Source organism: Streptomyces sp. WG5 (genome assembly GCF_049974565.1).
GTDB lineage: Bacteria > Actinomycetota > Actinomycetes > Streptomycetales > Streptomycetaceae > Streptomyces.
Window position 1 is genome coordinate 128,292 of the sequence record NZ_JBNGGC010000011.1, and the last position, 21,738, is coordinate 150,029.

A 21,738-nucleotide genomic window follows, 5' to 3' on the forward strand; every position below is an offset into this window, starting at 1 on the left:
TGCCCGAGCGCGATCGGGCGCGGACGTCGACGCGGTCCACAGGTCCGCTCCGTCCGCCCCTCGCAGGCAGCGGCGCACTCGTGAGACGGCGTATGGAGAGAAGCGATACCTGTGAGCGCAGCGACAACGCGAAGCCGCACCCCTGACCGTCTGTGCGCCGAGGCCATCGACCTCGCCCGCGCGGCAGCCGAGGAGGCCGCCGCACCCGGCGTCGTCGGCGAGCACGCCGGGCTGGTGTCGGAGGGCGACCGGGTCGTCACGCACTACTTCGCCTGCAAGGAGCTCGGGTACCGGGGCTGGCGCTGGGCCGTCACGGTGGCCCGCGCCTCCCGCGCCAAGATCGTCACGGTGGACGAGGCGGTGCTGCTGCCCGGCCCGGACGCGCTGCTCGCCCCCGAGTGGGTGCCGTGGAGCGAGCGGCTGCGCCCCGGTGACATGGGCCCCGGCGACCTGCTGCCCACCGACGCGGAGGACCTCCGGCTGGAGCCGGGCTGGACCGGCGAGGACGAGCCGCCGCCGAACTCCGCCGTCTCCCACGAGATGGCCGACCTCGTGGAGGCCGAGGACGCCGAGGTCACGGCCGGACCGCCCGCCGAGCTGTCGGTCGTCCCGGCCCGCGGCACGATCTCCGCGGTCGCCGAGGAGCTGGGCATGCGCCGTGCGCGGGTGCTCTCCCGGTACGGCCTGCACGTCGCCGCGGACCGCTGGGAGGAGGGCTACGGCCCGAAGACCGCGATGGCCCAGGCTGCCCCCGCGTCCTGCGTGAGCTGCGGCTTCCTGGCCCGTATCGGCGGCTCGCTGGGGCAGGCCTTCGGGGTGTGCGCCAACGAGTTCTCCCCGGCGGACGGCCGGGTGGTGTCGCTGGCCTACGGGTGCGGCGGGCACTCGGAGGCCGCGGTGATGCCGAAGCCGCCGCAGCCGGCTCCGCCGGTGATCGACGAGACGCGGGTCGACCCGTTCCCGTTGCGGCCCGCGCCGGACTCCGGGTCGGTTCCGGTGGCCGAGGACGAGGCGGCCGCGGAGCTCGGGCACTCGTAGGGTGCGCCGGTGACGGTGGTGCGGGTGCGTCGCGGCTCGCGTCCCCCGGGGCCGCGCCGCGGACCCGGGCCGGCCCTGACGGACTCGTCCCCCGGTCGCCGGTCGGGCTGAGTGCTCACCGGTCGGGCGGCCCCGCCACCGTGGTCGGCGTTCTGCCCGACGCGGGTCGGAGCGGTACCTTCGTGGTCCGTCGATGAGGAGAGTCACCGTGAGCATGTACGTGCGGCCTGCCGCCGAGGGCGCCGATCCGTTCGGTACGGCACGTCTGCGGCGCGGGGTGCTGGACGCCTGGGCGACGAGCCCGGCCCGGTTCCGTGAGGACGCCAACGCGGAGGAGGACCTCGTCCTCGGCGGCTACCGCGACCGGCTGGTCGTCGAGCTCGCGCAGAACGCCGCCGACGCCGCCGCACGGGCCGGCGTGCCCGGCCGGCTGCGTCTCACCCTGCGCGACGGTGTCCTCGTCGCCGCCAACACCGGCGCCCCGCTGGACGCGGCCGGGGTCGAGTCGCTGTCCACGCTGCGCGCCTCCGCCAAGCGGGAGGGCGGCGAGGGCACGGTCGGCCGGTTCGGGGTCGGTTTCGCCGCCGTCCTGGCCGTCACCGACGAGCCCGCCGTCGTCGGCCGGCACGGCGGCGTGCGCTGGTCCCTGGCCGAGGCCCGCGACCTGGCCGCCGACACCGCACGGCACAGCCCCGGCCTGGGGAACGAGATCCGGCGGCGCGACGGGCACGTCCCGCTGCTGCGGCTGCCGTTCCCCGCCGAGGGCACCGCCCCCGACCCGTACGACACGGCCGTCATCCTCCCGCTGCGCGACACGGCCGCCGCCGACCTCGCCGAGCGCCTCCTGCGCGCCGTGGACGACGCCCTGCTCCTCGCCCTGCCGGGGCTGCGGGAGGTCGTGGTCGAGGTCGCGGACGACGTGCGCACGCTCTCCCGCCGCACCGAGGACGCCCTGACCGTCGTGGAGGACTCCCTCGACGGCGTCACCCGTTGGCGTACCGCCGCCGCGCACGGACCCCTCACCGCCGACCTCCTCGCCGACCGGCCGGTGGAGGAGCGGCTGCGTCCCCACTGGTCCGTGACCTGGGCGGTGCCCGTGGACGCCGACGGCTCTCCCGCCCGGCCCCGCACCACTCCCGTCGTCCACGCGCCCACGCCCAGTGACGAGCCGCTCGGCGTGCCCGCGCTGCTCATCGCGTCGTTCCCGCTGGACTCCACCCGCCGGCACGCGGCCCGCGGCCCGCTGACCGACTTCCTGACGGAGCGGGCGGCGGACGCCTACGCGGGGCTGCTCGCCGACTGGAGTCCGGTCGCCGCCGGCCTCATCGACCTCGTGCCCGGCCCGCTGGGCAAGGGCGAGCTGGACGGCGCGCTGCGGCAGGCGATCCTCGCACGGCTGCCGCGCACCGCCTTCCTGCCGCCCGCCGTCGCCCCGCGCGAGGACGACCCCGACCTGCCGGTGTCCCTGCGGCCCCGCGACGCCGAGGTCGTCGAGGGCGCGGGCACCGACACCGTGCGGGTCCTCGCCGAGGTGCTGCCGACCCTGCTGCCCGCCGGACTCGAACGCCGGGCGGAGCTGCGCACGCTGGGCGTGGCCCGGGTGCCGCTGACCGACGCGATCGACCGGCTGGCCGGCCTGGAGAAGGCCCCCGGCTGGTGGCGGCGGCTCTACGACAGCCTCGCCGGGGTCGATCCCGACCGGCTGTCCGGACTGCCCGTGCCCCTCGCGGACGGGCGGACGACCATCGGCCCCCGGCAGGTGCTGCTGCCCTCCGCGGATGCCGCCTCCCTCGACCCGGAGGTCCTCACCCGGCTCGGCCTGAAGGTCGCCCACCCGGACGCCGCCCACGGGCTCCTGGAGAAGCTCGGCGCGCTGCCCGCCACCCCGCGTGCCGTGCTCACCACCCCGCAGGTCCGGGCCGCCGTCGCCGCGTCCCTGGACGACGAGGGCGGCACGAACTGGGAGGAGGACGTCCTCGACGCCGACGAACTGGCCGACACCGTCCTCGGCCTGGTCCGCGACGCCGGACTCGACCCCGGGGACGAGCCCTGGCTCGGCGCGCTCGCCCTGCCCGACGAGGACGGCGAACTCTCCCCGGCGGGTGAACTCGTCTTCCCCGACGGCCCGTTCGCCCAGGTCATGCGCGAGGACGAACTCGCCACCGTGGACGCGGAACTGGCGCGCAAGTGGGGGCCGGAGCCCCTGGCCGCCTGCGGCGTGCTCGTCACCTTCGCCCTGGTCCGCGCCACCGACGTCGTCCTCGACCCCGACGAACTCGAGCCCCGCGAGGGCGACTTCGCCGAGCCGGACGACGCGGGCCTGCTGGACGCCGTGGACGTGTGGAGCGAGGACGTCCTGGACCGCTTCCCGGACAGTCCCGTACCGCCGGTCGCCACCGAGATCGTCGCCGTGCGCGACCTGGACCTGGTGGACGACGACCGGTGGCCGCAGGCGCTCGCCTTGCTGTCGCAGCCGCCGCTGCGCGACGCGCTGGTCCTGCCCGTGCGCGTCCTCCTGCCCGACGGCACCCACGAGATCGTACGGCCGTACACCGCGTGGTGGCTGCGCGGGCACCCGGTGCTCGGCGGGCGCCGCCCGGCGGGTCTGCGCGCGGCGGGCGGCGACCCGCTGCTGCGGGGGCTGTACGACGAGGCCGACGCCGCGGGTTTCGACGACGAGCAGGTGCTGCGGGCGCTGGGCGTACGGACGTCCGTCGCGGCCCTCCTCGCCGAGCCCGGCGGCGCGGCCGAGCTGCTGGACCGCCTCGCCGACCCCGACCGCCCGGTCACGGCCGCCCAACTGCACGCCCTGTACGGGGCGCTGGCCGAGCTGGACCCGGACCAGGTCACCCTGCCGGACGAGGTACGGGCCGTCGTCGACGGCCGGGTGGAGGTGGTGGACGCCGCCGACGCCGTGGTCGTGGACTCACCGGACCTGCTGCCCTTCACGTCGGGCGTGCCGCTGCTGCCCGTACGCCCGGCCCGGGCCGCCGAGCTGGCGGAGCTGTTCCAGGTGCGGCGGCTGAGCGAGTCCGTCACCGGCGAGGTGGACTCCGAGGGCGCCGAGCACGACGTACCGGAGCCGGTGCGGGTGCTGCTCGGGGCGCGGACCCCCGCGTCGTACGTGGAGCACGAGGAGCTGGTCGTCGACGGTGTGGAGATCGACTGGCGGCTGACGGACGACGGCGTGCTGCACGCCGCGACCCTGGAGGGCGTCGCCGCCGGGCTCGCCTGGGCGGCCGGTCAGTGGCCGCGCCGCTTCGAGGTCGCCGCCCTGCTGGAGGACGAGTCCCGCACCGACGAACTGGCCCGGGACCGCTGGTTCGACTAGGACGCGTACCGAGTCGTGGTCGATGGGTGGTCCGGGTGGGGTCCTTGGCTCGGATCACCGCGGCGCGTGGGCGGAGAGCCTTGTGCGCTTCGCGGTGCGGTTGGCGGCAGGCGGTTCCCGGGGCGGCGGGGAACCGGTGCCGGAGAAAGCCGACGACCGGGTGCCGCTCGCGAGCCGGGGTCCCGGCCTCGGTGAGCGGCTTCGACGGGACGTTCACCCTGACTTTCACCGACGTGTACGGGAATCCCCGAGCGGACGGCCGCCCGGTCCCAACCGGCGGACGCGAGTAACGTGGCGGGCCACCTGTCCTCCAGGCCCTCAGAGGAGCGGCACGAGGACGGTGAGGCCGAAGTGTTCACGGTTTCCGGGCAGGGTGGTGGCCCTCCCCGGGCCGGGCTGCCCGGCAGCCCGGCCCTACTGGGCCGGTACGCGGCGGTCGACCCACCTCCACACGAACTCCAGGACGGCCGCCGCCGCCACCGCGATGCCGACCGCCGCCCACGGCATGGTCACGCCCACCAGCTTCAGCGCGAAGAAGTCCTGGAGCCACGGCACCGCCAGCACCACCAGGAAGCCCGCGCCCATCGCCGCCACCAGCCCCACGCGCCACCAGGTGTACGGGCGGGCGATGATCGCCAGCACCCACATGGAGATCAGGAACAGCGTCAGCGTCGCCGCGCTCGTCTCCGCGTCCAGCGCGCCCGGACCGGAGTAGTGCTGCCGGGCGACGAGGTACGTCGTGAAGGTCGCCGCCCCGGCCAGCACCCCGCCGGGGATCGCGTACCGCATCACACGCCGTACGAAGTGGGGTCTGGCCCGCTCCTTGTTCGGGGCGAGGGCCAGGAAGAAGGCGGGCACGCCGATCGTGAGCGTGGAGAGCAGGGTGAGGTGGCGGGGCAGGAACGGGTACTCGACCTGGGAGCAGACCACCAGGATCGCCAGCAGCACCGAGTACACGGTCTTCACCAGGAACAGCGTCGCGACCCGGGTGATGTTGCCGATGACCCGGCGGCCCTCGGCCACCACCGACGGCAGCGTGGCGAAGCTGTTGTTCAGCAGCACGATCTGCGCGACCGCCCGGGTGGCCTCCGAGCCCGAGCCCATCGCCACGCCGATGTCGGCGTCCTTGAGCGCCAGCACGTCGTTCACGCCGTCACCGGTCATCGCGACCGTGTGCCCGCGCGACTGGAGGGCGCCCACCATGTCCCGCTTCTGCTGCGGGGTGACCCGCCCGAAGACCGTGCCGTCGTCGAGCGCTCCCGCCATCTCCTCCCGCCCCTCGGGCAGCCGGCGCGCGTCGACCACCGTGCCGGACAGCCCCAGCTTGGCGGCCACCGCGCCGACCGACACCGCGTTGTCGCCGGAGATGACCTTGGCGCTGACGTCCTGGTCGGCGAAGTAGCGCAGGGTGTCGGCGGCGTCCGGGCGCAGCCGCTGCTCCAGGACGACCAGGGCGGCGGGCGTGACGTCCTCGGCCACCCCCGGGTCGTCCAGGTCACGGTGGGCGCGGGCCAGCAGCAGCACCCGCAGGCCCTGCTCGTTGAGCCGCCCGGTCTCGGCGAGGGCGGGGTCGTTCTCCGCCAGCAGCACGTCGGGCGCGCCCAGCAGCCACGTACTGGAGGCGCCGTCGCCCTCGCTGAAGGCGGCGCCGCTGTACTTGCGGGCGGAGGAGAAGGGCAGCGACTCGGTGCAGCGCCAGTCGTCCGGGGCCGGGTACGCCGTGACGACGGCCTGGAGGGAGGCGTTCGGGCGCGGGTCGGACTCGCCGAGGGCGCCGAGCACCGTGCGGACGTGCTCCTCGTCGGCGCCGTCGAGGACACGCAGCTCGGTGACGTCCATGCCGCCCTCGGTGAGGGTGCCGGTCTTGTCCAGGCAGACCGTGTCGACGCGGGCCAGGCCCTCGATGGCGGGCAGCTCCTGGACGAGGCACTGCTTGCGGCCGAGCCGGATCACGCCGATCGCGAAGGCGACGGAGGTCAGCAGGACCAGGCCCTCCGGGACCATGGGCACGATGCCGCCGACGGTCCGCGCGATCGAGTCGTCCAGCTCGTTGTCCTTGGTGAGCAGCTGGCTGAGGATCAGGCCGATCGCGGTCGGGACCATCATCCACGTGACGTACTTCAGGATCGTGGAGATGCCGGAGCGCAGTTCGGACTGGACCAGGGTGAAGCGGGAGGCCTCCTCGGCGAGCTGCGCGGCGTACGCCTCGCGCCCGACCTTGGTCGCCCGGAACGCCCCGCCCCCCGCCACCACGAAGCTGCCGGACATGACCTGGTCCCCCGGCTGCTTGACGACCGGGTCGGCCTCGCCGGTCAGCAGCGACTCGTCGATCTCCAGCCCGTCCGCCTCGACGCACACCCCGTCGACGACGGCCTTGTCCCCGGGGCCGATCTCGATGACGTCGTCCAGCACGATCTCCGAGGTGCTGACCTCGGCGGCCGCCCCGTCCCTGCGCACGGTCGGCCGGGCCTCACCGATCAGGGCCAGGGAGTCGAGGGTCTTCTTCGCCCGCCACTCCTGGATGATGCCGATGCCGGTGTTGGCGAGGATCACGAAGCCGAACAGGCTGTCCTGGATCGGCGCGACACCCAGCATGATCACCCAGAGCACGCCGATGATCGCGTTGAAGCGGGTGAAGACGTTGGCGCGGACGATGTCGGTCAGGGACCGGCTGCTGCGCACGGGCACGTCGTTGACCTGGCCGCGGGCCACCCGTTCGGCGACCCCGGCTGCCGTCAGGCCGGTCGCCGGGGCCGGGGCGTGCACGGGGAGCGCGGAACCGAGCCGGTCGTCCGCGTCGAGATGCGTCATGCGTTCGACGGTACGTGCGGTTATGGGGCTTCACCCCCCGAATGGGCGGAAGTTCCGACCACGGGAGGACGGGGCGGTCCGGTGAGTGATGCCGTAGTACTACGGGGCGTGTACCGCGGGACCGGACAGGTCCCCGAGCTCGCGCCGGAACGTCGGACCGGGGCGCCCGCCGAACCGCGTCGCCGGCCCGTGCTCGGTCACGGGCGTCAGGCGCCGTCCCGCGCCGCCCGCTTCAGCGCGGCGTCGCGCCCCCGCACGTACCAGATGCCGATCAGCCCGAGCCCGGCGCCGGCCAGGCAGGTCCACACCCACCAGGCGTGCCCGCGGTCGTCGAACCAGCCGTAGAAGGGCAGCTGCACGAGGAAGAGGACGAACCAGAGGACGGTGCCGCCGACGATGGTCGGAACCACGGGGCCCTCCAGGGGCTCCGGCGCCTCGTGCGTGGGTGTCCACTTCGTCATGCGTACAGCTTACGAGAGGGCGCCGGTGGGGTGACAGCGCGGCGCCACCATGGGTCTACGCGCGGAGATAGCGATCTGTGGCTCATACGTTCATACTGAATCCGTTTGTCTCTGACCGTTTTTATTCGTAGGAAGCACCAATAAGGCCGTGGGGGAACCTGTTGGTGATGAGGTTCCGCATGCCCACCTCGGCCTCCGCCAAGGTCCCCCCGTCCCCCGAGGCGCCGGAAGACCGGCGGCCCCCGCAGAACGGCCTCGACCGCTACTTCAAGATCTCCGAGCGCGGCAGCACGCTGCCCCGCGAGATCCGCGGCGGCTTCGCCACCTTCTTCGCGATGGCCTACATCATCGTGCTGAACCCGATCATCCTGGGCAGCGCGAAGGACATGTACGGCAACCAGCTCGACAACGGTCAGCTGGTCACCGCGACCGCCCTGACGGCGGCGTTCACCACGCTCCTGATGGGCGTCATCGGCAACGTCCCGATCGCGCTCGCCGCCGGCCTGGGCGTGAACTCCGTCGTCGCCCTCCAGCTCGCCCCGCGGATGTCCTGGCCGGACGCCATGGGCATGGTGGTGCTGGCCGGCTTCGTCGTGATGCTGCTGGTCGCCACCGGCCTGCGGGAGCGCGTGATGAACGCCGTGCCCTACGGCCTGCGCAAGGCCATCTCCATCGGCATCGGCCTGTTCGTCATGATCGTCGGCCTGGTCGACTCCGGCTTCGTCACCCGGATGCCGGACGCCGCGCAGACCACCGTCCCGCTCCAGCTGGGCACCGGCGGTCACCTGCACGGCTGGCCGGTGCTGGTCTTCGTGCTCGGCGTGCTGCTGACGCTCGCGCTGATCGTCCGCAAGACCCCCGGCGCCATCCTGATCTCGATCGTCGTGATGACCGTCCTCGCGGTGGTCGTCAACGCCGTCGCCGACATCCCCTCCTGGGGCCTGACCACCCCGGAGTGGCCCGGCAACCCGGTCGCCACGCCCGACTTCGGGCTGGTCGGCGAGGTCAGCCTGTTCGGCGGGTTCGAGAAGGTCGGTGTCCTGACCGGCGTGCTGTTCGTCTTCACCGTCCTGCTGTCGTGCTTCTTCGACGCGATGGGCACGATCATGGGCGTCGGTGACGAGGCCAAGCTGACCGACGCCCAGGGCCAGATGCCGGGCATCAACAAGGTCCTGTTCGTCGACGGCGTCGCGGTCGCCGCGGGCGGTGCCAGCTCCGCCTCGGCCACCACCTGCTTCGTGGAGTCCACGGCCGGCGTCGGCGAGGGCGCCCGCACCGGCCTCGCGAACGTCGTCACCGGCGCGCTGTTCGCCGTGGCGCTGTTCCTCACGCCGGTCGCCACGATGGTCCCGTCCCAGGCGGCCACGCCGGCGCTGATCGCGGTCGGCTTCCTGATCCTGGCCGGCTCGATCAGGGAGATCGACTGGTCCGACTTCACGATCGCCATCCCGGCCTTCGTGACGATGCTGATGATGCCGTTCACCTACTCGATCACCAACGGCATCGGGATGGGCTTCATCACCTTCTCGGTGCTGCGCCTGGCAGCCGGACGGGGCCGGGAGGTCCCGGTGGCCATGCACGTGGTCTCGGCGGTGTTCGCCTTCTACTACCTGATGCCGGCCCTCGGCCTGACCTGACCGGTGGGGCTCAGGTGACCCCGTAGAAGCGCTCCGTCTCCTCCACGGCGGACTGGAACCGCTCGTCGAAGTCATCACGGATGAGCGTCCGGACGACATAGTCCTGGACGCTCATTCCTCTTTTCGCCGCGTGGTTCCGGAGCCGGTCGAGCAGCTCCCCGTCCATCCGCAGGCTGAGCACACTGGTCCCCATGGGCACGAGGGTCACCCCCACCGGTCGGACGATGCTCCGTTTTCCGGAAATTGCTCACTCGTACGGGTGAACTTTGGGTTTCAGTGGCGGGCGTCACGGGCACGCGGGCGGGTGAGCGGTGGTATTTCGCGAGACTAATGAGTTACGCTAAGGAACATGCCGGACCTCAAGCATGGCGACGACGCCGCCGCCGTGAACTCCCTGCGCTCCGCCGTGATGCGGCTGTCCCGTCGGCTCAAGCACCAGAGGGTCGACGAGTCACTGAGCCCCACCGAGATGTCGGTGCTGGGCACCCTGTCCAACTGCGGCAGCGCGACCCCGGGCGAGCTCGCCCGCAAGGAACACGTCCAGCCGCCGTCGATGACCCGCATCGTGGCGCTCCTGGAGGCGAAGGGACTGGTCCGGCTGGAGCCGCATCCCGAGGACCGGCGCCAGAAGGTCGTGACGCAGACCGAGCAGGCCGTGGTCATGCTCGAGGAGAGCCGCCGCAAGCGGAACGCGTTCCTGGCCACGCTGGTCGAGGGACTCGACGAGGACGAGTGGGCGAAACTGCGCGCCGCCGCCCCCGTGCTGGAGAAGCTCGCACACCGGTAAGCACCAATCGCGAGGAGGTGAACCCTTTTGAGTACGGGACCCGGAGCAGCTTCCGCCCCCGCACCTGACGGCCGCGACGACCCGACCACTCCCGACGCCCCCCGCAAGACTTCCCCGACCTCGATGTTCGCCTCCCTGGGGGTCAGGAACTACCGCCTGTTCTTCCTGGGCCAGGTCGTCTCCAACATCGGCACGTGGATGCAGCGCATCGCCCAGGACTGGCTGGTGCTCAGCCTCACCGGCTCCTCGGCCGCCGTCGGCATCACCACGGCCCTGCAGTTCCTGCCGATGCTGCTCTTCGGCCTCTACGGCGGCGTCCTCGTCGACCGCCTGCGCAAGCGGCCCACCCTGCTGGTCACCCAGTCCGCGATGGCCGTCACCGCGCTCTTCCTCGCCGTCCTCACCCTGACCGGCCACGTCCAGGTCTGGCACGTCTACGTCGCCGCCTTCGCGATGGGCCTGGCCACCGTCGTCGACAACCCCGCCCGCCAGTCCTTCGTCGCCGAGCTGGTCGGCCGGGACCAGCTCCAGAACGCGGTCAGCCTCAACTCGGCCAACTTCCAGTCCGCCCGCCTGGTCGGCCCCGCCGTCGCCGGACTGATGATCACCGGGGTGGGCACCGGCTGGGCGTTCCTCGCCAACGGCCTGTCCTTCGTCGCGCCGCTCACCTGCCTGCTGCTGATGCGCTCCCGCGACCTGCGCGCCGTCGAGCGCGCCCCGCGCGGAAAGGGCCAGCTCCGGGAGGGTCTGCACTACGTCGCCGGACGCCCCGAGCTGATCTGGACGATCACCCTGGTCGGGTTCATCGGCACCTTCGGCTTCAACTTCCCGGTCTTCCTGTCCGCCTTCGCCGACGACGTCTTCGACGCGGGCGCCGGCGCCTACAGCCTCTTCAACACCCTCATGGCCGTCGGCTCGGTCGCCGGCGCCCTGCTCGCCGCCCGGCGCGGCACGGCGCGGCTGCGCGTGCTGATCGCGGCGGCCCTCGCCTTCGGCACGCTGGAGATCGTGGCGGCGGCGGCACCCGGGCTGTGGCTGTTCGCGCTGCTGATGGTCCCGATAGGTGTCTTCAGCATGACGGTCAACGTCACCGCCAACACCAGCATCCAGATGTCCACCGACCCGGCCATGCGGGGCCGCGTCATGGCCCTGTACATGATGGTCTTCCTCGGCGGCTCCCCGGTCGGCGCCCCGATCGTCGGCTGGGTCACGGACACCTACGGCGCCCGGATCGGTTTCGCCGCGGGCGGCGCCGTGGCCGCCACGGCCGCGATCGTCATCGGCCTGGTCCTGGCCCGCGTCGGCAACCTGCGGCTGTCGGTCGGCTGGCACCGGGGGCACCCCAGGGTGCGGTTCGTGGCGCGGGAGCGGCGGGAGGAGCTGGCGCCGGCGGCGTAGCCGGTCCCCGGGTCAGTCGCGGGGGAAGTCGTCGGTCCTGAGGGTGAGGCCGACGACGGTGCCGGTCAGGTCGATGTCCTCGCCGAAGCCGAAGCCGAAGCCGAAGCTGGGCCACTCGAACATGACGTCCAGAGTCAGCTCGGTGCTCTCTTCGGCCATCTCGATCCTGTCGTCAAGGACGGTCATCGTGGCGCTCGACGCGAGTGCAGCCGCGCGGTACAACGCTACGCACGGTGACCGGGACACGCGCGGACGTACACGTGTTCTCCAGGGAGACTGGCCGCCATGAGACTGTTCGCCGCCGTACTGCCCCCGGACGACGTCACCGCCGCCCTCGCCGCCGAGGTGGCCGCGCTGCGGAGGCTGCCCGGCGCGGACGGGCTGCGCTGGACCGGCCGCCCCGGCTGGCACCTCACTCTCGCCTTCTACGGCGAGGTCGACGACGACCTCGTACCGGACCTGTCGGCCCGCCTGGAGCGGGCCGCCCACCGCACCGAGCCCTTCGGGCTGGCCTTGCGCGGCGGCGGCCACTTCGGGCACGGACGGGCCCTGTGGGCGGGCGCGCAGGGGGACCTCACCAGCCTGCGGCTGCTGGCCGACCGCGCGGAGTCGGCGGGGCGCAAGGCGGGCGTCGAGAGGGGGGAGCACCGGCGCTACAAGCCCCATCTGACGGTGGCCCGCAGCCGGACGGCGTACGACGTGCGGCCGTACGTCGAGGTCCTGGCCGGCTTCACCAGCCCCGCCTGGACCGTCACGGACCTGGAGCTGGTGCGCAGCAACCTGCCGAGGTCCGGCGTGCCGGGCGAGCAGCCCCGTTACGAGACGGTCGCCCGTTGGCCGCTCGGCGCTTCCGGTTAGGCTCGGGGCGTGGACCCGAAGACCCGTAACCGGATCATGGCCGGCGTGCTCGTACTGATGATGCTCGTGGTGGCGGTGGCGGCGGCGCTCGGCTGAGCAGCCGTGAGCCGGCCGCCGCCCCCTTCACGCCGTCACCAGGCGAACGCCTCCGGCGACGGGCCCGGCCCCGGGAAGATCTCGTCCAGCCCGGTCAGCAGCTCCTCCGGCAGCTCCAGCTCCACGGCCCGCAGCGCCGACGCGAGCTGCTCGGCCGTGCGCGGACCCACGATCGGGCCGGTCACGCCGGGCCGGGTCAGCAGCCAGGCCAGGGCGGCCTCGCCGGGCTCGACGCCGTGCTTGTCGAGCAGGTCCTCGTAGGCCTGGATCTGCGCCCGCTGCGCGGGGTCGGCCAGGGCGTCGGCCGCCCGGCCGGAGGCGCGGCGCCCGCCCTGCACCTCCTTCTTGATCACGCCGCCGAGCAGTCCGCCGTGCAGCGGCGACCAGGGGATGACGCCGAGGCCGTAGTCCTGCGCGGCCGGGATGACCTCCATCTCGGCGCGGCGCTCGGCCAGGTTGTACAGGCACTGCTCGCTGACCAGGCCGATGGTGCCGCCGCGCCGGGCGGCGGTCTCGTTGGCCTGGGCGATCTTGTAGCCGGGGAAGTTCGAGGACCCGGCGTAGAGGACCTTGCCCTGCTGGACCAGCGTGTCGACGGCCTGCCAGATCTCGTCGAATCCGGTGGCGCGGTCGATGTGGTGGAACTGGTACAGGTCGATGTGGTCGGTCCGGAGCCGCTTGAGGCTGGCGTCGACCGCCCGCCGGATGTTCACGGCGGACAGCTTGTCGTGGTTGGGCCACGCCTCGCCGTCGGCGCCCATGTTGCCGTAGACCTTGGTGGCGATGACGGTCTTGTCCCGCCGGTCGCCGCCCTGGGCGAACCAGTTGCCGATGATCTCCTCGGTGCGGCCCTTGTTCTCGCCCCAGCCGTACACGTTGGCGGTGTCCAAAGGTCAATTTTGACGCCATGATCCGAACCACATACCGTCACCCCTTGTGCGCGATGCGTGCCACAGGGGAGAGGGGGACGAGCATGGCGAGAGTTCTGGGCGTGGTCCGTCTGTCGAGGATGTCGGACGAGACCACATCGCCGGAGCGTCAGCGTCGGTCCATCCAGCGATGGGCCGATCAGGAGGGGCACGTCGTCGTGGGATGGGTCGAGGACATCGACGTGTCCGGCGGGGTAGAGCCGTGGAAGCGCCCAGAGTTCGGCAAGTGGTTGCCTTCGACGATCGGAAAGGAGGTCAGCGCGATCGAGCACCGGATCGCGATGGAGGAGTCGCGCGCCGATGAGTACGACATCCTCTGCGCGCTGAAGATCGACCGCCTCTCGCGGCGCGTGCTGCACGTGCACACCCTCCTGGAGTGGTGCGAGAAGAACGGCAAGGAGGTCGCGACCGTCGAGGACGGGATCAACCTCAACACGCAGATGGGGAAGCTCCTCCTGAGCCTGATCGCGTCCTTCGCGGAAGGGGAGCTCGAAGCCATCAAGGCGCGGGCCAAGTCCTCGTACAACCACCTGGTGAAGGAGGGCCGCTGGCGTGGCGGCCGCACTCCGTACGGCTACCGCGAGGAGAAGCAGGAGACCGGCGAGGGGTGGAAGCTCGTCCCTGACGACTACGGGACCGACACGGCCGGGACACTCCGTGAGATTGTCCGCCGTCTCATCGCGGGCGAGTCGGCGAACAGCATCGCGCAGTGGCTCAACGAGGACGTGTCGAAGACCCCGACGTCACTCGACGCTCAGATGATCCGCAGCGGCAAGACCCCGAAGGGCAGCCGCTGGACCGCCGCGAACACGGCCAAGGTCGTACGCTCCCGCTGCATCCTGGGGCAGATGGAGGTATCCGAGGAGGTGATGGTCGACGGGAAGAAGACGACACGACGCCGGGTCGTCCGGGACGCTGACGGCCAGCCCCTCCAGCGCGCGGAGCCGCTGATCACGCACGAGGAGTGGGAGCTGGCCAACAAGAAGCTGGACGAGAACACCAGCAAGCGCAACGGCAACCGCAAGGGTGGGTCGCCCTTGCTCCGGGTCGCGTTCTGCACATGTGGGGAGCCGGCATATCTCGGCCCTGGCCGTAACTGGCCCTACTACCGCTGCGCCTCCCGTACCACGCACAAGCCGTGTCCGACCGGAAGCAAGGGCATCGCGGCGCACACGCTGGAGGACGCCGTGGAAAAGGCGTTCCTCCTCGCTGCCGGGGACGTCGAGATCGTCCGGAAGGTCTTCCGGCCGGGCGTGGACTACACGCGCGACATCGAGGAAGTGAACCGCGCCCTGTCGGACCTGAGGGAGGACCGCGAGGCGGGCCTCTACTCCAGTGAGCTGGGCAAGCAGGAGTACCGGGAGGCGTACAAGCGGTTGGACGCGCGACGTGAACAGCTCATCGCGCAGCCCACGCGCCCGGACACCTGGGAGGAGATCCCGACAGGAGAGACCTACCGGGAACGGTGGAGCACGTTGTCGACCCAGCACGAAAAGGGCAGGGAGCTACGCGCCGCAGGGGTCAAGGCAGTCATCCATGCCGAGCCGATTCCCGGGATGGCCGCCGCGCGGCTCATGGCTCCCGATGGCCATGAGGGGATGTGGCAACACCCGGTCGGGAGAGTTCAGGTTCTGATCCCGATGGACTTCAAGCAGCGTTTGCGCAACATGGCGGCGGTCCACAGCGAAGGCTGACCGACAACTGCAGGTGACGAGGAGGGTCCTGTGGTCGGGGCCTTCTGCGCGTTTGTAAGCTGCCCGGCAGGTCGCCGCCGTCGCTCCCGACCGCACGAGACTGAGTCCAGGCCCGAAGGCTTGGGCGTCCACCTGTGAAGAGAGACCGCGCCATCCGTGCACGGTCCACCCCCGCGAAGAAAGGGAGGCACATGTCCCGCCATCCGGCGGGGGACTGGCGCACGCGTGTGCGCCTCACAGGAAGGAGCCACATCCGGTGGCTATCAGCTTCGGCCATGACCGCCCGTGGGGCGGTGTCTCCCAGCACGAGTACCGGCGCATGGCGCAGAACCCTGCGCACCAGCTCGCCTACCGCGTCCACTTCGCCGCCATCGGATGGGCAGACCGGCACGGACACGCGGGCTTCGCCCCCGGCCGGCTGGCCGCACTGCTGGGCAAGGAAGGTAAGCCACTGTCCGAGCAGAGCACCCGCAACGCGATGGCCCGCGTCAAGGAGCTGGACCTTGTGTCGCCCCGCTCCGGGGCCGCTTGCCTCGTGCTCCCTCCCCACCTGTTCCAGAAGGGCAAGGGTGCGCCAGTTCCCTGCCGTCTCCACCAGGACCGGTAAGTACACGCTGTCCGTGTAGCCAGAGCACGCCTGGCGTGTACCCAAACAGCATCCGAACTGCGGGAACGCTTGCGTCCTCTCTTATCTGTTTGGTCCAAGTGCGTGCGCCCGGGTCTTCGAGGACAAGGCGTCGGGCAAGAACGCCGACCGGCCTGACGGCGGCACCTGATGTCCTTGCCTGGAGCGGGCTCGAAGCAGTTGGCTTGTGGTCCATGAAGTACACGCAGCTCGGACGCACCGGACTCAAGGTCAGCCGACTCGTTCTCGGCACGATGAACTTCGGTCCGCAGACAGACGAATCAACCAGCCACGACATCATGGACGCCGCTCTCGACGCGGGTCTGAACTTTGTAGACACGGCCAACGTCTATGGGTGGGGTGAGAACAAGGGCCGCACCGAGGAGATCATCGGTACTTGGTTCGCCCAGGGTGGCGGGCGGCGCGACAGGACGGTCCTCGCCACCAAGGTGTACGGGAACATGGCCCCGGACGACTCCTCCGTCTGGCCCAACCACGACAAGCTCTCCGCGGTGAACATCCGCCGGTCCGTCGACGCCTCCCTCAAGCGGCTGCAGACCGACTACATCGACATCTACCAGTTCCATCACATCGACCGGTCGACGCCGTTCGAGGAGATCTGGCAGGCGATCGACGTCCTGGTCCAGCAGGGCAAGATCCTCTACGCCGGGTCGTCCAACTTCCCCGGTTACAAGATCGCCCAGGCCAACGAGCTGGCTGCCCGGCGCGGCCGCATGGGTCTGGTTAGTGAGCAGTGCCTGTACAACCTCGCCGAGCGCCGCGCCGAGATGGAGGTCATCCCGGCCGCGCAGGAGTACGGGCTCGGTGTCATCCCCTGGTCGCCGCTGCACGGCGGGCTGCTCGGCGGCGTCCTCAAGAAGGAGGCCACACAGGGGCGCAGGGCGAGCGGCCGCGCTGCCGACGCGCTCAAGGACACCAAGACACGCGAGCAGATCCAGGCGTACGAGAACCTCCTCGACAAGCACGGCCTGGAGCCCGGTGAAGCGGCGCTCGCCTGGCTGCTGACACGCCCCGGCGTCACCGGCCCGATCGTCGGCCCCCGCACGCAGGAGCAGCTGGACTCGGCGCTGCGTGCCCTGGAGCTGGAGCTGAGCGAGGAACTGCTGACGTCTCTGGACGAGGTCTTCCCCGGTCCCGGACCGTCTCCCGAGGCCTTCGCATGGTGAGGTAGCGGGTCTGTGTGAGGGACCGTCGTCTTCTGCTTGCGTTCGAAGCGAGTGGGAGGCGGCGGCTTCGTCGTTTCCACTCGGGGTCCGCAGGAGCGGTGAGCGTCAGCGATGCGCTAGAAGTTGATGCCGGCGTCCAGCGCCGCGTCCATGATGGCGTGGCTGTCGGCCTCGTCGGTCTGCGGACCGAAGTTCATCGTCCCGAGGACGAGCCGGCTGACCTTGAGTCCTGTGCGTCCCAGCTGCGTGTACTTCATGGTCCCCAAGCCAACGGCTTGGAGTGCGCTCCAGGCAAGCGGGTTGGTTCGGTTCAGGCGCGGGGGGAAGTCAGCGGTCCTGGGAATGAGGCCGAGAGCCGAGGGGCGTGGCGGCCAGGACGGCTTCCCCTAGGGCCAGGACGGCTTCCCCTAGGACGCGGCGGAGTAGGGCCCGCCCAGCCCCCACTCCTCGTCCATCGCCTCCGCGAACGCCTCCGCGATCCGGTGCTCGCCGCTCTCGTTGGGATGCGTGCCGTCGTACGTGTCCGTGTGGAAGTCGTACGACACCGGCGGCGGGACGAGGAGCAGCGAGGAGCGCGGTTCGTCGAGGTCGGCGGTCGTCTTCACGAGGAGTTCGTTGAAGCGGGCGACCTGCTCGGCGAAGGTCTCGTCGGCCTCCACCCGGATGTTCGGGATCACCGGCATCACGGCCATGCGCACGCGCGGGTTGGCCGACCGTGCCTCGGCCACGAAGGCCCGGACGTTGTCGTTGGTCTGCTCCGCGTTCGTGTAGAAGCCGAGGTCGATCAGGCCCAGGGAGACCAGGAGCACGTCCGCGCGGCAGGCGCGTACCGTCTCGCCGATCAGCGGGGCCATGTGGTGCCAGCCCTCGCCCCAGCCGGCCAGGTGGGCGCGGGGGAAGCCGGGGTCGGCGTAGGCGTACGAGGTGGGGGCGTCCGTCGACTGGTCGTGGAGTGTTTCGCGGGGGCCGACGAAGGTGAAGGGGCGGCCGTAGGAGTCGCGCAGGTGCTGCCACATCCGGTAGCGCCACGTGTGTTCGCCCGCGCTCCCGATCGTCATGGAGTCACCGACAAACATGAACCTGAGCATCCGCTCATCATGGACGATCGGCTCGGCCGGCGCGATGTGAGCCCGACCACGCTGGGTGACCGTTGCGGTGAACGCCCGTGCGGGATGGCAGGCTTGGCGCATGCGCCGATCTTTCGCCCTCCTCGCCTCGGCCCTTCTCGTGGGCGCGTTCGCCGCGCCCGCCTCCGCCGCCGACGGGGTCGACGGCAGCGACGGCTTCACGATCAAGGACCCGCGCATCACCGAGTCCAGCGGCCTCGCCGCCTCCCGCCTGCACCCCGGCGTCTACTGGACGCACAACGACCAGGACAACGGGCCGTACCTCTACGCCGTGGACGGCTCCACCGGCGAGACCGTCGCCCGCGTCGCGCTCTCCGGCGTCGGCACGCCCCGCGACGTCGAGGCGATCTCCATCGGGCCCGGCAACCGGATCTTCGTCGGTGACATCGGCGACAACCTCGGCGGCACCTGGCCGCACGTGTGGATCTACGAGCTGCCCGAGCCGAAGGAGCTCAAGGACCAGACGGTCAAGGCGACGCAGTACGTCGTGAAGTACGCGGACGGCGCCCGTGACGCGGAGTCGATGGTCGTCCACCCGAAGACCGGGCGGGTCTACATCATCGACAAGAAGGAGGACGGCGGGCACCTGTACGAGGGTCCGGCGAAGCTGTCCGCCTCCGGCACCAACGTCTTCCGGCGCGCCGCCCCCGTCGAGCTGTGGGCCACCGACGCCGCCTTCTCCCCGGACGGCGAGCGGCTCGCCGTGCGCGGCTACATGGGGGGTATCTGGTACGACTGGAACGGCGGGAAGATCCAGCGCAAGGGGCGGATCAGCGTGCCGCTCGGGCAGGGCGAGTCCGTCACCTACACCCCCGACGGCGAGAAACTGCTGCTCGGGATGGAGGGCGAGAGCAGCCCCGTGAAGGCCCAGGACGCGCCCGGGGGCGGCGGCGGGTCGGGCGGGGCGGGCTCCGGCGCCTCCGGTGGGGGCTCCGGAGGGGATGACGGGTCCGGCGGTTCCGACGGGAACACCCTCAAGATCGGGACGGTCGGGCTGGTCGTCGCGTGCGGTGCCGCGTTCTTCGGGCTACGACGGCTCTTCCGCCGCCGCTGAGCCGGACGCCGCGCGCCGCGCGGCCACCAGTACCTCCAGCCCGTCCAGGATGCGCTGCAGCCCGAACTCGAAGTGGTCGAAGCCGGTGCCGAAGGTGTCCTCGGAGAGGGAGGCCAGGACCGGGTAGCGGCCGCTGGTCATGGCCTTCTCCAGCGCCGGCTCCTGGGCCTGCCAGAACTGTGCGTCCGTCAGTCCGGAACTTCGCTCGGCCTCCTCCCCGTGCACCTGCGTGCGGGCGGCGCCGACGACATACCCGTCGATCATGATGATCGCCGACACCAGCTCGGGGTCGGTCAGGCCCATCGGTTTGATCCGGGTGAGCACCTTCTCCAAGCCGTCCAGGGCGCTCGGGCCGAGGACCGGGCGGGACTGGTTGACCTCCAGCAGCCAGGTGTGGCGGCGGTAGAGGGCGAGGGTGGCGCGGCCGAGTTCCTCCAGCGCGGTGCGCCAGTCGCCGTCGCCGAGGTCGCCGGGGTTCTCGGACGGGCGCTGCACGCGGTCCAGCATCAGGTCGATCAGCTCGCCCTTGCCGGGGACGTAGCGGTACAGGGACATGGCCCCGGTGCCCAGCTCGGTGGCGATCCGGCGCATCGAGACCGCGCCCAGTCCGTCCCGGTCCGCGACCTCGACGGCGGTCTCGACGATCCGCTCCAGCGTCAGACCCGGTTTGGGTCCCCGGCTGGGCCGCTTGCCGGTGTCCCACAACAGGTCGAGGGTGCGGCCGATGTCGCCGCTGCCGCTGCTCTCCGTACCGCTTGCCATGCGATTCAGTTTAAATCCGCGGCAGAAAAGTGGGTACGGCGTACGCGCCGAACTGGGTACGGTGTACTCGTAATCGGGTACGGTGTACTCAGTGAGGGAGTGAGAGGGGGACCCATGAGCGACGCGTACGCGGTACGGGCCGAGGGCCTGGAGAAGCGGTACGGCGGAAAACGCGCCCTCGACGGCTTCGACCTGGCCGTCCGCGAGGGCACCGTGCACGGCCTGCTGGGGCCGAACGGCGCCGGCAAGACCACGGCCGTGCGCATCCTGTCCACGCTGGTCCGGCTGGACGGGGGTCGGGCGGTGGTGGCCGGCCTCGACGTCGGGCGGCAGGCGCGCGAAGTGCGGGCGCGGATCGGCCTCACCGGGCAGTACGCGGCCGTGGACGAGGTGCTCACCGGCCGGCAGAACCTGGAGATGTTCGGGCGCCTGTTCCACCTGGGCGGCCGGCGGGCCCGGGCCCGCGCCGTCGAGCTGCTGGAGCAGTTCGACCTGACCGACGCCGCCGACCGGGGTGTCGGCACGTACAGCGGCGGCATGCGGCGCCGCCTGGACCTCGCCGCGTCGATGATCCTCGCCCCGGCCGTCCTGTTCCTGGACGAGCCGACGACGGGCCTGGACCCCCGCAGCCGCAGCGAGGTCTGGGACTCCGTGCGGGCGCTGGTGGCGAGCGGTACGACCGTACTGCTGACCACGCAGTACCTGGAGGAGGCCGACAAGCTCGCCTCGCGCATCACCGTCATCGACCAGGGCAGGTCCATCGCCGACGACACCCCGGACGGGCTGAAGGACCGGGTCGGCGGCGACCGCGTCGAGGTCCAGGTCGCCGAGCGGGCCGAGATACCGAGGGTGGTGAAGGTGGTCGCCCGCGTCTGCGACGGCGAACCCGAGGCCGACGAGGAGACGCTGCGGGTGCACGCCCCGGTCACCGACCGGGTGGCGGCGCTCACCGAGGTGGCGCGCACCCTCCAGGACGAGGGCGTCCGGGTGGAGGACATCGGGCTGCGCAGGCCGAGCCTCGACGACGTGTTCCTGCGCCTGACCGGACACCGTACGAGCGCCGGAGAGCGCACGGACGCGCGGAAGGAGGCGGCGGCGGCATGAGCGCCCTCGACCTGACCACGGGAGGCACGCGTGACCGCGGGCGGCTGTACTGGGCGGTCGCCGACTGCGGCAACATCGTCCGCCGCGGCCTGACCCACTACCAGCGCCAGCCCGTCAACATCGTCTGGCAGCTCGGCTTCCCGATCCTGTCCGTCCTCCTCTACGGCTATGTCTTCGGCAGCGCGATGACCGTGCCGGGCGGCGGGGACTACAAGGACTTCCTGATGCCGGGCATGTTCGTGATGACCATGGCGTTCGGCTTCATCAACACCGCGACCGTCGTCGTCCACGACGCCACCAAGGGCGTCATCGACCGGTTCCGCTCCATGCCGATGTCCTCCTCCGCGGTGGTGGCGGGGCGCGGTGTGACCGACCTGGTCGTCGCCTGCGCCGAGCTCACGATCCTGGTACTGACGGCGCTCGCCATGGGCTGGCGGCCGGACGGGGGCTGGAACTTCCTGGCCGCGTTCGGGCTGCTGCTGTGGCTCCGGTTCGCGCTGATCTGGGTCGGGGTGTGGCTGGGGCTGCTGGTCCCCAACCCGGAGGCGGCGGGCGGCCTGTTCGCGGTGGCGTTCCCGCTGACGATGATCTCCAGCATCTTCGTCGCCCCGCAGCTCATGCCGGACTGGCTGGGCTGGGTGGCCGCCTGGAACCCGATCTCCTCCACGGCCGCGGCGGCCCGCGAGCTGTTCGGCACGCCGGTCGGCGGCGGCGACTCGTGGGTCGAGCAGCACGCGCTGCTGATGGCCGGGGTGTGGCCGGTGGTGCTGACGGCGATCTTCCTGCCGCTGTCGGTGCGGCGCTTCCAGCGGCTCAGCCGGTAGGGCGGGGGAACGATG

At 71.6% G+C, this 21,738-nt stretch carries 18 protein-coding genes and 2 pseudogenes; 12 read left to right on the forward strand and 8 right to left on the reverse strand.

Features of this window, described 5'->3' with window-relative positions; genetic code table 11:
• Positions 1-111: 111 nt before the first annotated feature.
• Both ACP4IX_RS13895 and ACP4IX_RS13900 read left to right on the forward strand, forming a co-directional pair.
• Positions 112-1,038: a DUF3027 domain-containing protein gene (locus ACP4IX_RS13895; RefSeq protein WP_426555641.1), complete on the forward strand. Its 927-nt coding sequence runs from the start codon at positions 112-114 to the stop codon at positions 1,036-1,038.
• A 208-nt stretch (positions 1,039-1,246) separates the two neighbouring features.
• Positions 1,247-4,369, forward strand: coding sequence for a sacsin N-terminal ATP-binding-like domain-containing protein (locus tag ACP4IX_RS13900; protein WP_426520514.1), 3,123 nt, complete (start codon positions 1,247-1,249; stop codon positions 4,367-4,369).
• 414 nt (positions 4,370-4,783) lie between these two features.
• Here the strand turns inward: ACP4IX_RS13900 and ACP4IX_RS13905 are convergent, their stop codons facing one another.
• Both ACP4IX_RS13905 and ACP4IX_RS13910 read right to left on the reverse strand, forming a co-directional pair.
• Complete coding sequence (locus tag ACP4IX_RS13905) at positions 4,784-7,180, reverse strand: HAD-IC family P-type ATPase (protein WP_426555642.1); 2,397 nt, start codon at positions 7,178-7,180, stop codon at positions 4,784-4,786.
• Positions 7,181-7,386: 206 nt separating this feature from the next.
• Complete coding sequence (locus ACP4IX_RS13910; protein WP_426520510.1) at positions 7,387-7,641, reverse strand: DUF2530 domain-containing protein; 255 nt, start codon at positions 7,639-7,641, stop codon at positions 7,387-7,389.
• A gap of 179 nt (positions 7,642-7,820) precedes the next feature.
• Between ACP4IX_RS13910 and ACP4IX_RS13915 the strand changes: the two genes are divergently transcribed.
• A complete protein-coding gene (locus tag ACP4IX_RS13915; RefSeq protein ID WP_426520740.1) occupies positions 7,821-9,278 on the forward strand; it encodes an NCS2 family permease in 1,458 nt (485 codons plus the stop codon).
• A 10-nt stretch (positions 9,279-9,288) separates the two neighbouring features.
• Here the strand turns inward: ACP4IX_RS13915 and ACP4IX_RS13920 are convergent, their stop codons facing one another.
• Positions 9,289-9,477: a ribbon-helix-helix protein, CopG family gene (locus ACP4IX_RS13920; RefSeq protein ID WP_426520738.1), complete on the reverse strand. Its 189-nt coding sequence runs from the start codon at positions 9,475-9,477 to the stop codon at positions 9,289-9,291.
• A 150-nt stretch (positions 9,478-9,627) separates the two neighbouring features.
• On the opposite strand from ACP4IX_RS13920, the gene ACP4IX_RS13925 reads away from it, so the two are divergent.
• Together ACP4IX_RS13925 and ACP4IX_RS13930 are read left to right on the forward strand one after the other, a co-directional pair.
• Positions 9,628-10,065, forward strand: a complete 438-nt coding sequence (locus ACP4IX_RS13925; protein WP_007450858.1) for a MarR family winged helix-turn-helix transcriptional regulator — start codon at positions 9,628-9,630, stop codon at positions 10,063-10,065.
• A 27-nt stretch (positions 10,066-10,092) separates the two neighbouring features.
• Positions 10,093-11,463 carry an MFS transporter gene (locus ACP4IX_RS13930; protein ID WP_426555643.1) on the forward strand — a complete coding sequence of 457 codons (1,371 nt, stop codon included), beginning with the start codon at positions 10,093-10,095 and terminating at the stop codon, positions 11,461-11,463.
• 12 nt (positions 11,464-11,475) lie between these two features.
• Here the strand turns inward: ACP4IX_RS13930 and ACP4IX_RS13935 are convergent, their stop codons facing one another.
• On the reverse strand, positions 11,476-11,649 hold the full coding sequence (locus tag ACP4IX_RS13935) for a hypothetical protein (protein WP_426520505.1): 174 nt from the start codon (positions 11,647-11,649) through the stop codon (positions 11,476-11,478).
• Between the two features lie 99 nt (positions 11,650-11,748).
• On the opposite strand from ACP4IX_RS13935, the gene thpR reads away from it, so the two are divergent.
• Positions 11,749-12,321, forward strand: a complete 573-nt coding sequence (thpR, locus tag ACP4IX_RS13940; RefSeq protein ID WP_426555644.1) for an RNA 2',3'-cyclic phosphodiesterase — start codon at positions 11,749-11,751, stop codon at positions 12,319-12,321.
• A gap of 131 nt (positions 12,322-12,452) precedes the next feature.
• On the opposite strand, the pseudogene ACP4IX_RS13945 reads toward thpR, so the two are convergent.
• A pseudogene (locus ACP4IX_RS13945) lies at positions 12,453-13,304 on the reverse strand (aldo/keto reductase); the annotation flags it as partial.
• 86 nt (positions 13,305-13,390) lie between these two features.
• Here ACP4IX_RS13945 and ACP4IX_RS13950 point away from each other — a divergent pair.
• The 3 genes from ACP4IX_RS13950 (at position 13,391) to ACP4IX_RS13960 (ending at position 16,852) form a co-directional block, all read left to right on the forward strand.
• Complete coding sequence (locus ACP4IX_RS13950) at positions 13,391-15,040, forward strand: recombinase family protein (RefSeq protein WP_426555645.1); 1,650 nt, start codon at positions 13,391-13,393, stop codon at positions 15,038-15,040.
• Positions 15,041-15,296: 256 nt separating this feature from the next.
• A complete protein-coding gene (locus tag ACP4IX_RS13955) occupies positions 15,297-15,647 on the forward strand; it encodes a hypothetical protein (protein ID WP_426555646.1) in 351 nt (116 codons plus the stop codon).
• Between the two features lie 212 nt (positions 15,648-15,859).
• Complete coding sequence (locus tag ACP4IX_RS13960) at positions 15,860-16,852, forward strand: aldo/keto reductase (protein WP_426555647.1); 993 nt, start codon at positions 15,860-15,862, stop codon at positions 16,850-16,852.
• 119 nt (positions 16,853-16,971) lie between these two features.
• On the opposite strand, the pseudogene ACP4IX_RS13965 reads toward ACP4IX_RS13960, so the two are convergent.
• Both ACP4IX_RS13965 and ACP4IX_RS13970 read right to left on the reverse strand, forming a co-directional pair.
• A pseudogene (locus ACP4IX_RS13965) lies at positions 16,972-17,109 on the reverse strand (aldo/keto reductase); the annotation flags it as partial.
• A gap of 150 nt (positions 17,110-17,259) precedes the next feature.
• Positions 17,260-17,940, reverse strand: a complete 681-nt coding sequence (locus ACP4IX_RS13970) for an SGNH/GDSL hydrolase family protein (protein ID WP_426520495.1) — start codon at positions 17,938-17,940, stop codon at positions 17,260-17,262.
• 100 nt (positions 17,941-18,040) lie between these two features.
• On the opposite strand from ACP4IX_RS13970, the gene ACP4IX_RS13975 reads away from it, so the two are divergent.
• Entirely contained in the window at positions 18,041-19,033 is a 993-nt protein-coding gene (locus tag ACP4IX_RS13975; protein WP_426555648.1) for a WD40 repeat domain-containing protein, read from the forward strand.
• Here ACP4IX_RS13975 and ACP4IX_RS13980 read toward each other — a convergent pair.
• The gene (locus tag ACP4IX_RS13980; protein ID WP_426520492.1) at positions 19,007-19,795 is read right to left on the reverse strand and encodes a TetR/AcrR family transcriptional regulator; all 789 of its coding nucleotides are present in this window, start codon (positions 19,793-19,795) and stop codon (positions 19,007-19,009) included. The two genes, ACP4IX_RS13975 and ACP4IX_RS13980, sit on opposite strands and share 27 nt — an antisense overlap.
• Positions 19,796-19,909: 114 nt before the next feature.
• On the opposite strand from ACP4IX_RS13980, the gene ACP4IX_RS13985 reads away from it, so the two are divergent.
• Both ACP4IX_RS13985 and ACP4IX_RS13990 read left to right on the forward strand, forming a co-directional pair.
• Positions 19,910-20,899, forward strand: coding sequence for an ATP-binding cassette domain-containing protein (locus ACP4IX_RS13985; RefSeq protein ID WP_426555649.1), 990 nt, complete (start codon positions 19,910-19,912; stop codon positions 20,897-20,899).
• Positions 20,896-21,723 (forward strand): ABC transporter permease, encoded by an 828-nt coding sequence (locus tag ACP4IX_RS13990; RefSeq protein WP_426520488.1) that lies wholly within the window; start codon positions 20,896-20,898, stop codon positions 21,721-21,723. Before ACP4IX_RS13985 ends, ACP4IX_RS13990 begins: the two co-directional genes overlap by 4 nt.
• Positions 21,724-21,738: the final 15 nt, after the last annotated feature.

Coding starts and splice junctions, on each gene's coding strand:
- ACP4IX_RS13905 (WP_426555642.1), bottom strand. CDS start 7,180: ATGACGCATCTCGACGCGGACGACCGGCTCGGTTCCGCGCTCCCCGTG.
- ACP4IX_RS13910 (WP_426520510.1), bottom strand. CDS start 7,641: ATGACGAAGTGGACACCCACGCACGAGGCGCCGGAGCCCCTGGAGGGC.
- ACP4IX_RS13915 (WP_426520740.1), top strand. CDS start 7,821: ATGCCCACCTCGGCCTCCGCCAAGGTCCCCCCGTCCCCCGAGGCGCCG.
- ACP4IX_RS13925 (WP_007450858.1), top strand. CDS start 9,628: ATGCCGGACCTCAAGCATGGCGACGACGCCGCCGCCGTGAACTCCCTG.
- ACP4IX_RS13935 (WP_426520505.1), bottom strand. CDS start 11,649: ATGACCGTCCTTGACGACAGGATCGAGATGGCCGAAGAGAGCACCGAG.
- thpR (WP_426555644.1), top strand. CDS start 11,749: ATGAGACTGTTCGCCGCCGTACTGCCCCCGGACGACGTCACCGCCGCC.
- ACP4IX_RS13950 (WP_426555645.1), top strand. CDS start 13,391: ATGGCGAGAGTTCTGGGCGTGGTCCGTCTGTCGAGGATGTCGGACGAG.
- ACP4IX_RS13960 (WP_426555647.1), top strand. CDS start 15,860: ATGAAGTACACGCAGCTCGGACGCACCGGACTCAAGGTCAGCCGACTC.
- ACP4IX_RS13970 (WP_426520495.1), bottom strand. CDS start 17,940: ATGCTCAGGTTCATGTTTGTCGGTGACTCCATGACGATCGGGAGCGCG.
- ACP4IX_RS13975 (WP_426555648.1), top strand. CDS start 18,041: ATGCGCCGATCTTTCGCCCTCCTCGCCTCGGCCCTTCTCGTGGGCGCG.
- ACP4IX_RS13980 (WP_426520492.1), bottom strand. CDS start 19,795: ATGGCAAGCGGTACGGAGAGCAGCGGCAGCGGCGACATCGGCCGCACC.
- ACP4IX_RS13985 (WP_426555649.1), top strand. CDS start 19,910: ATGAGCGACGCGTACGCGGTACGGGCCGAGGGCCTGGAGAAGCGGTAC.
- ACP4IX_RS13990 (WP_426520488.1), top strand. CDS start 20,896: ATGAGCGCCCTCGACCTGACCACGGGAGGCACGCGTGACCGCGGGCGG.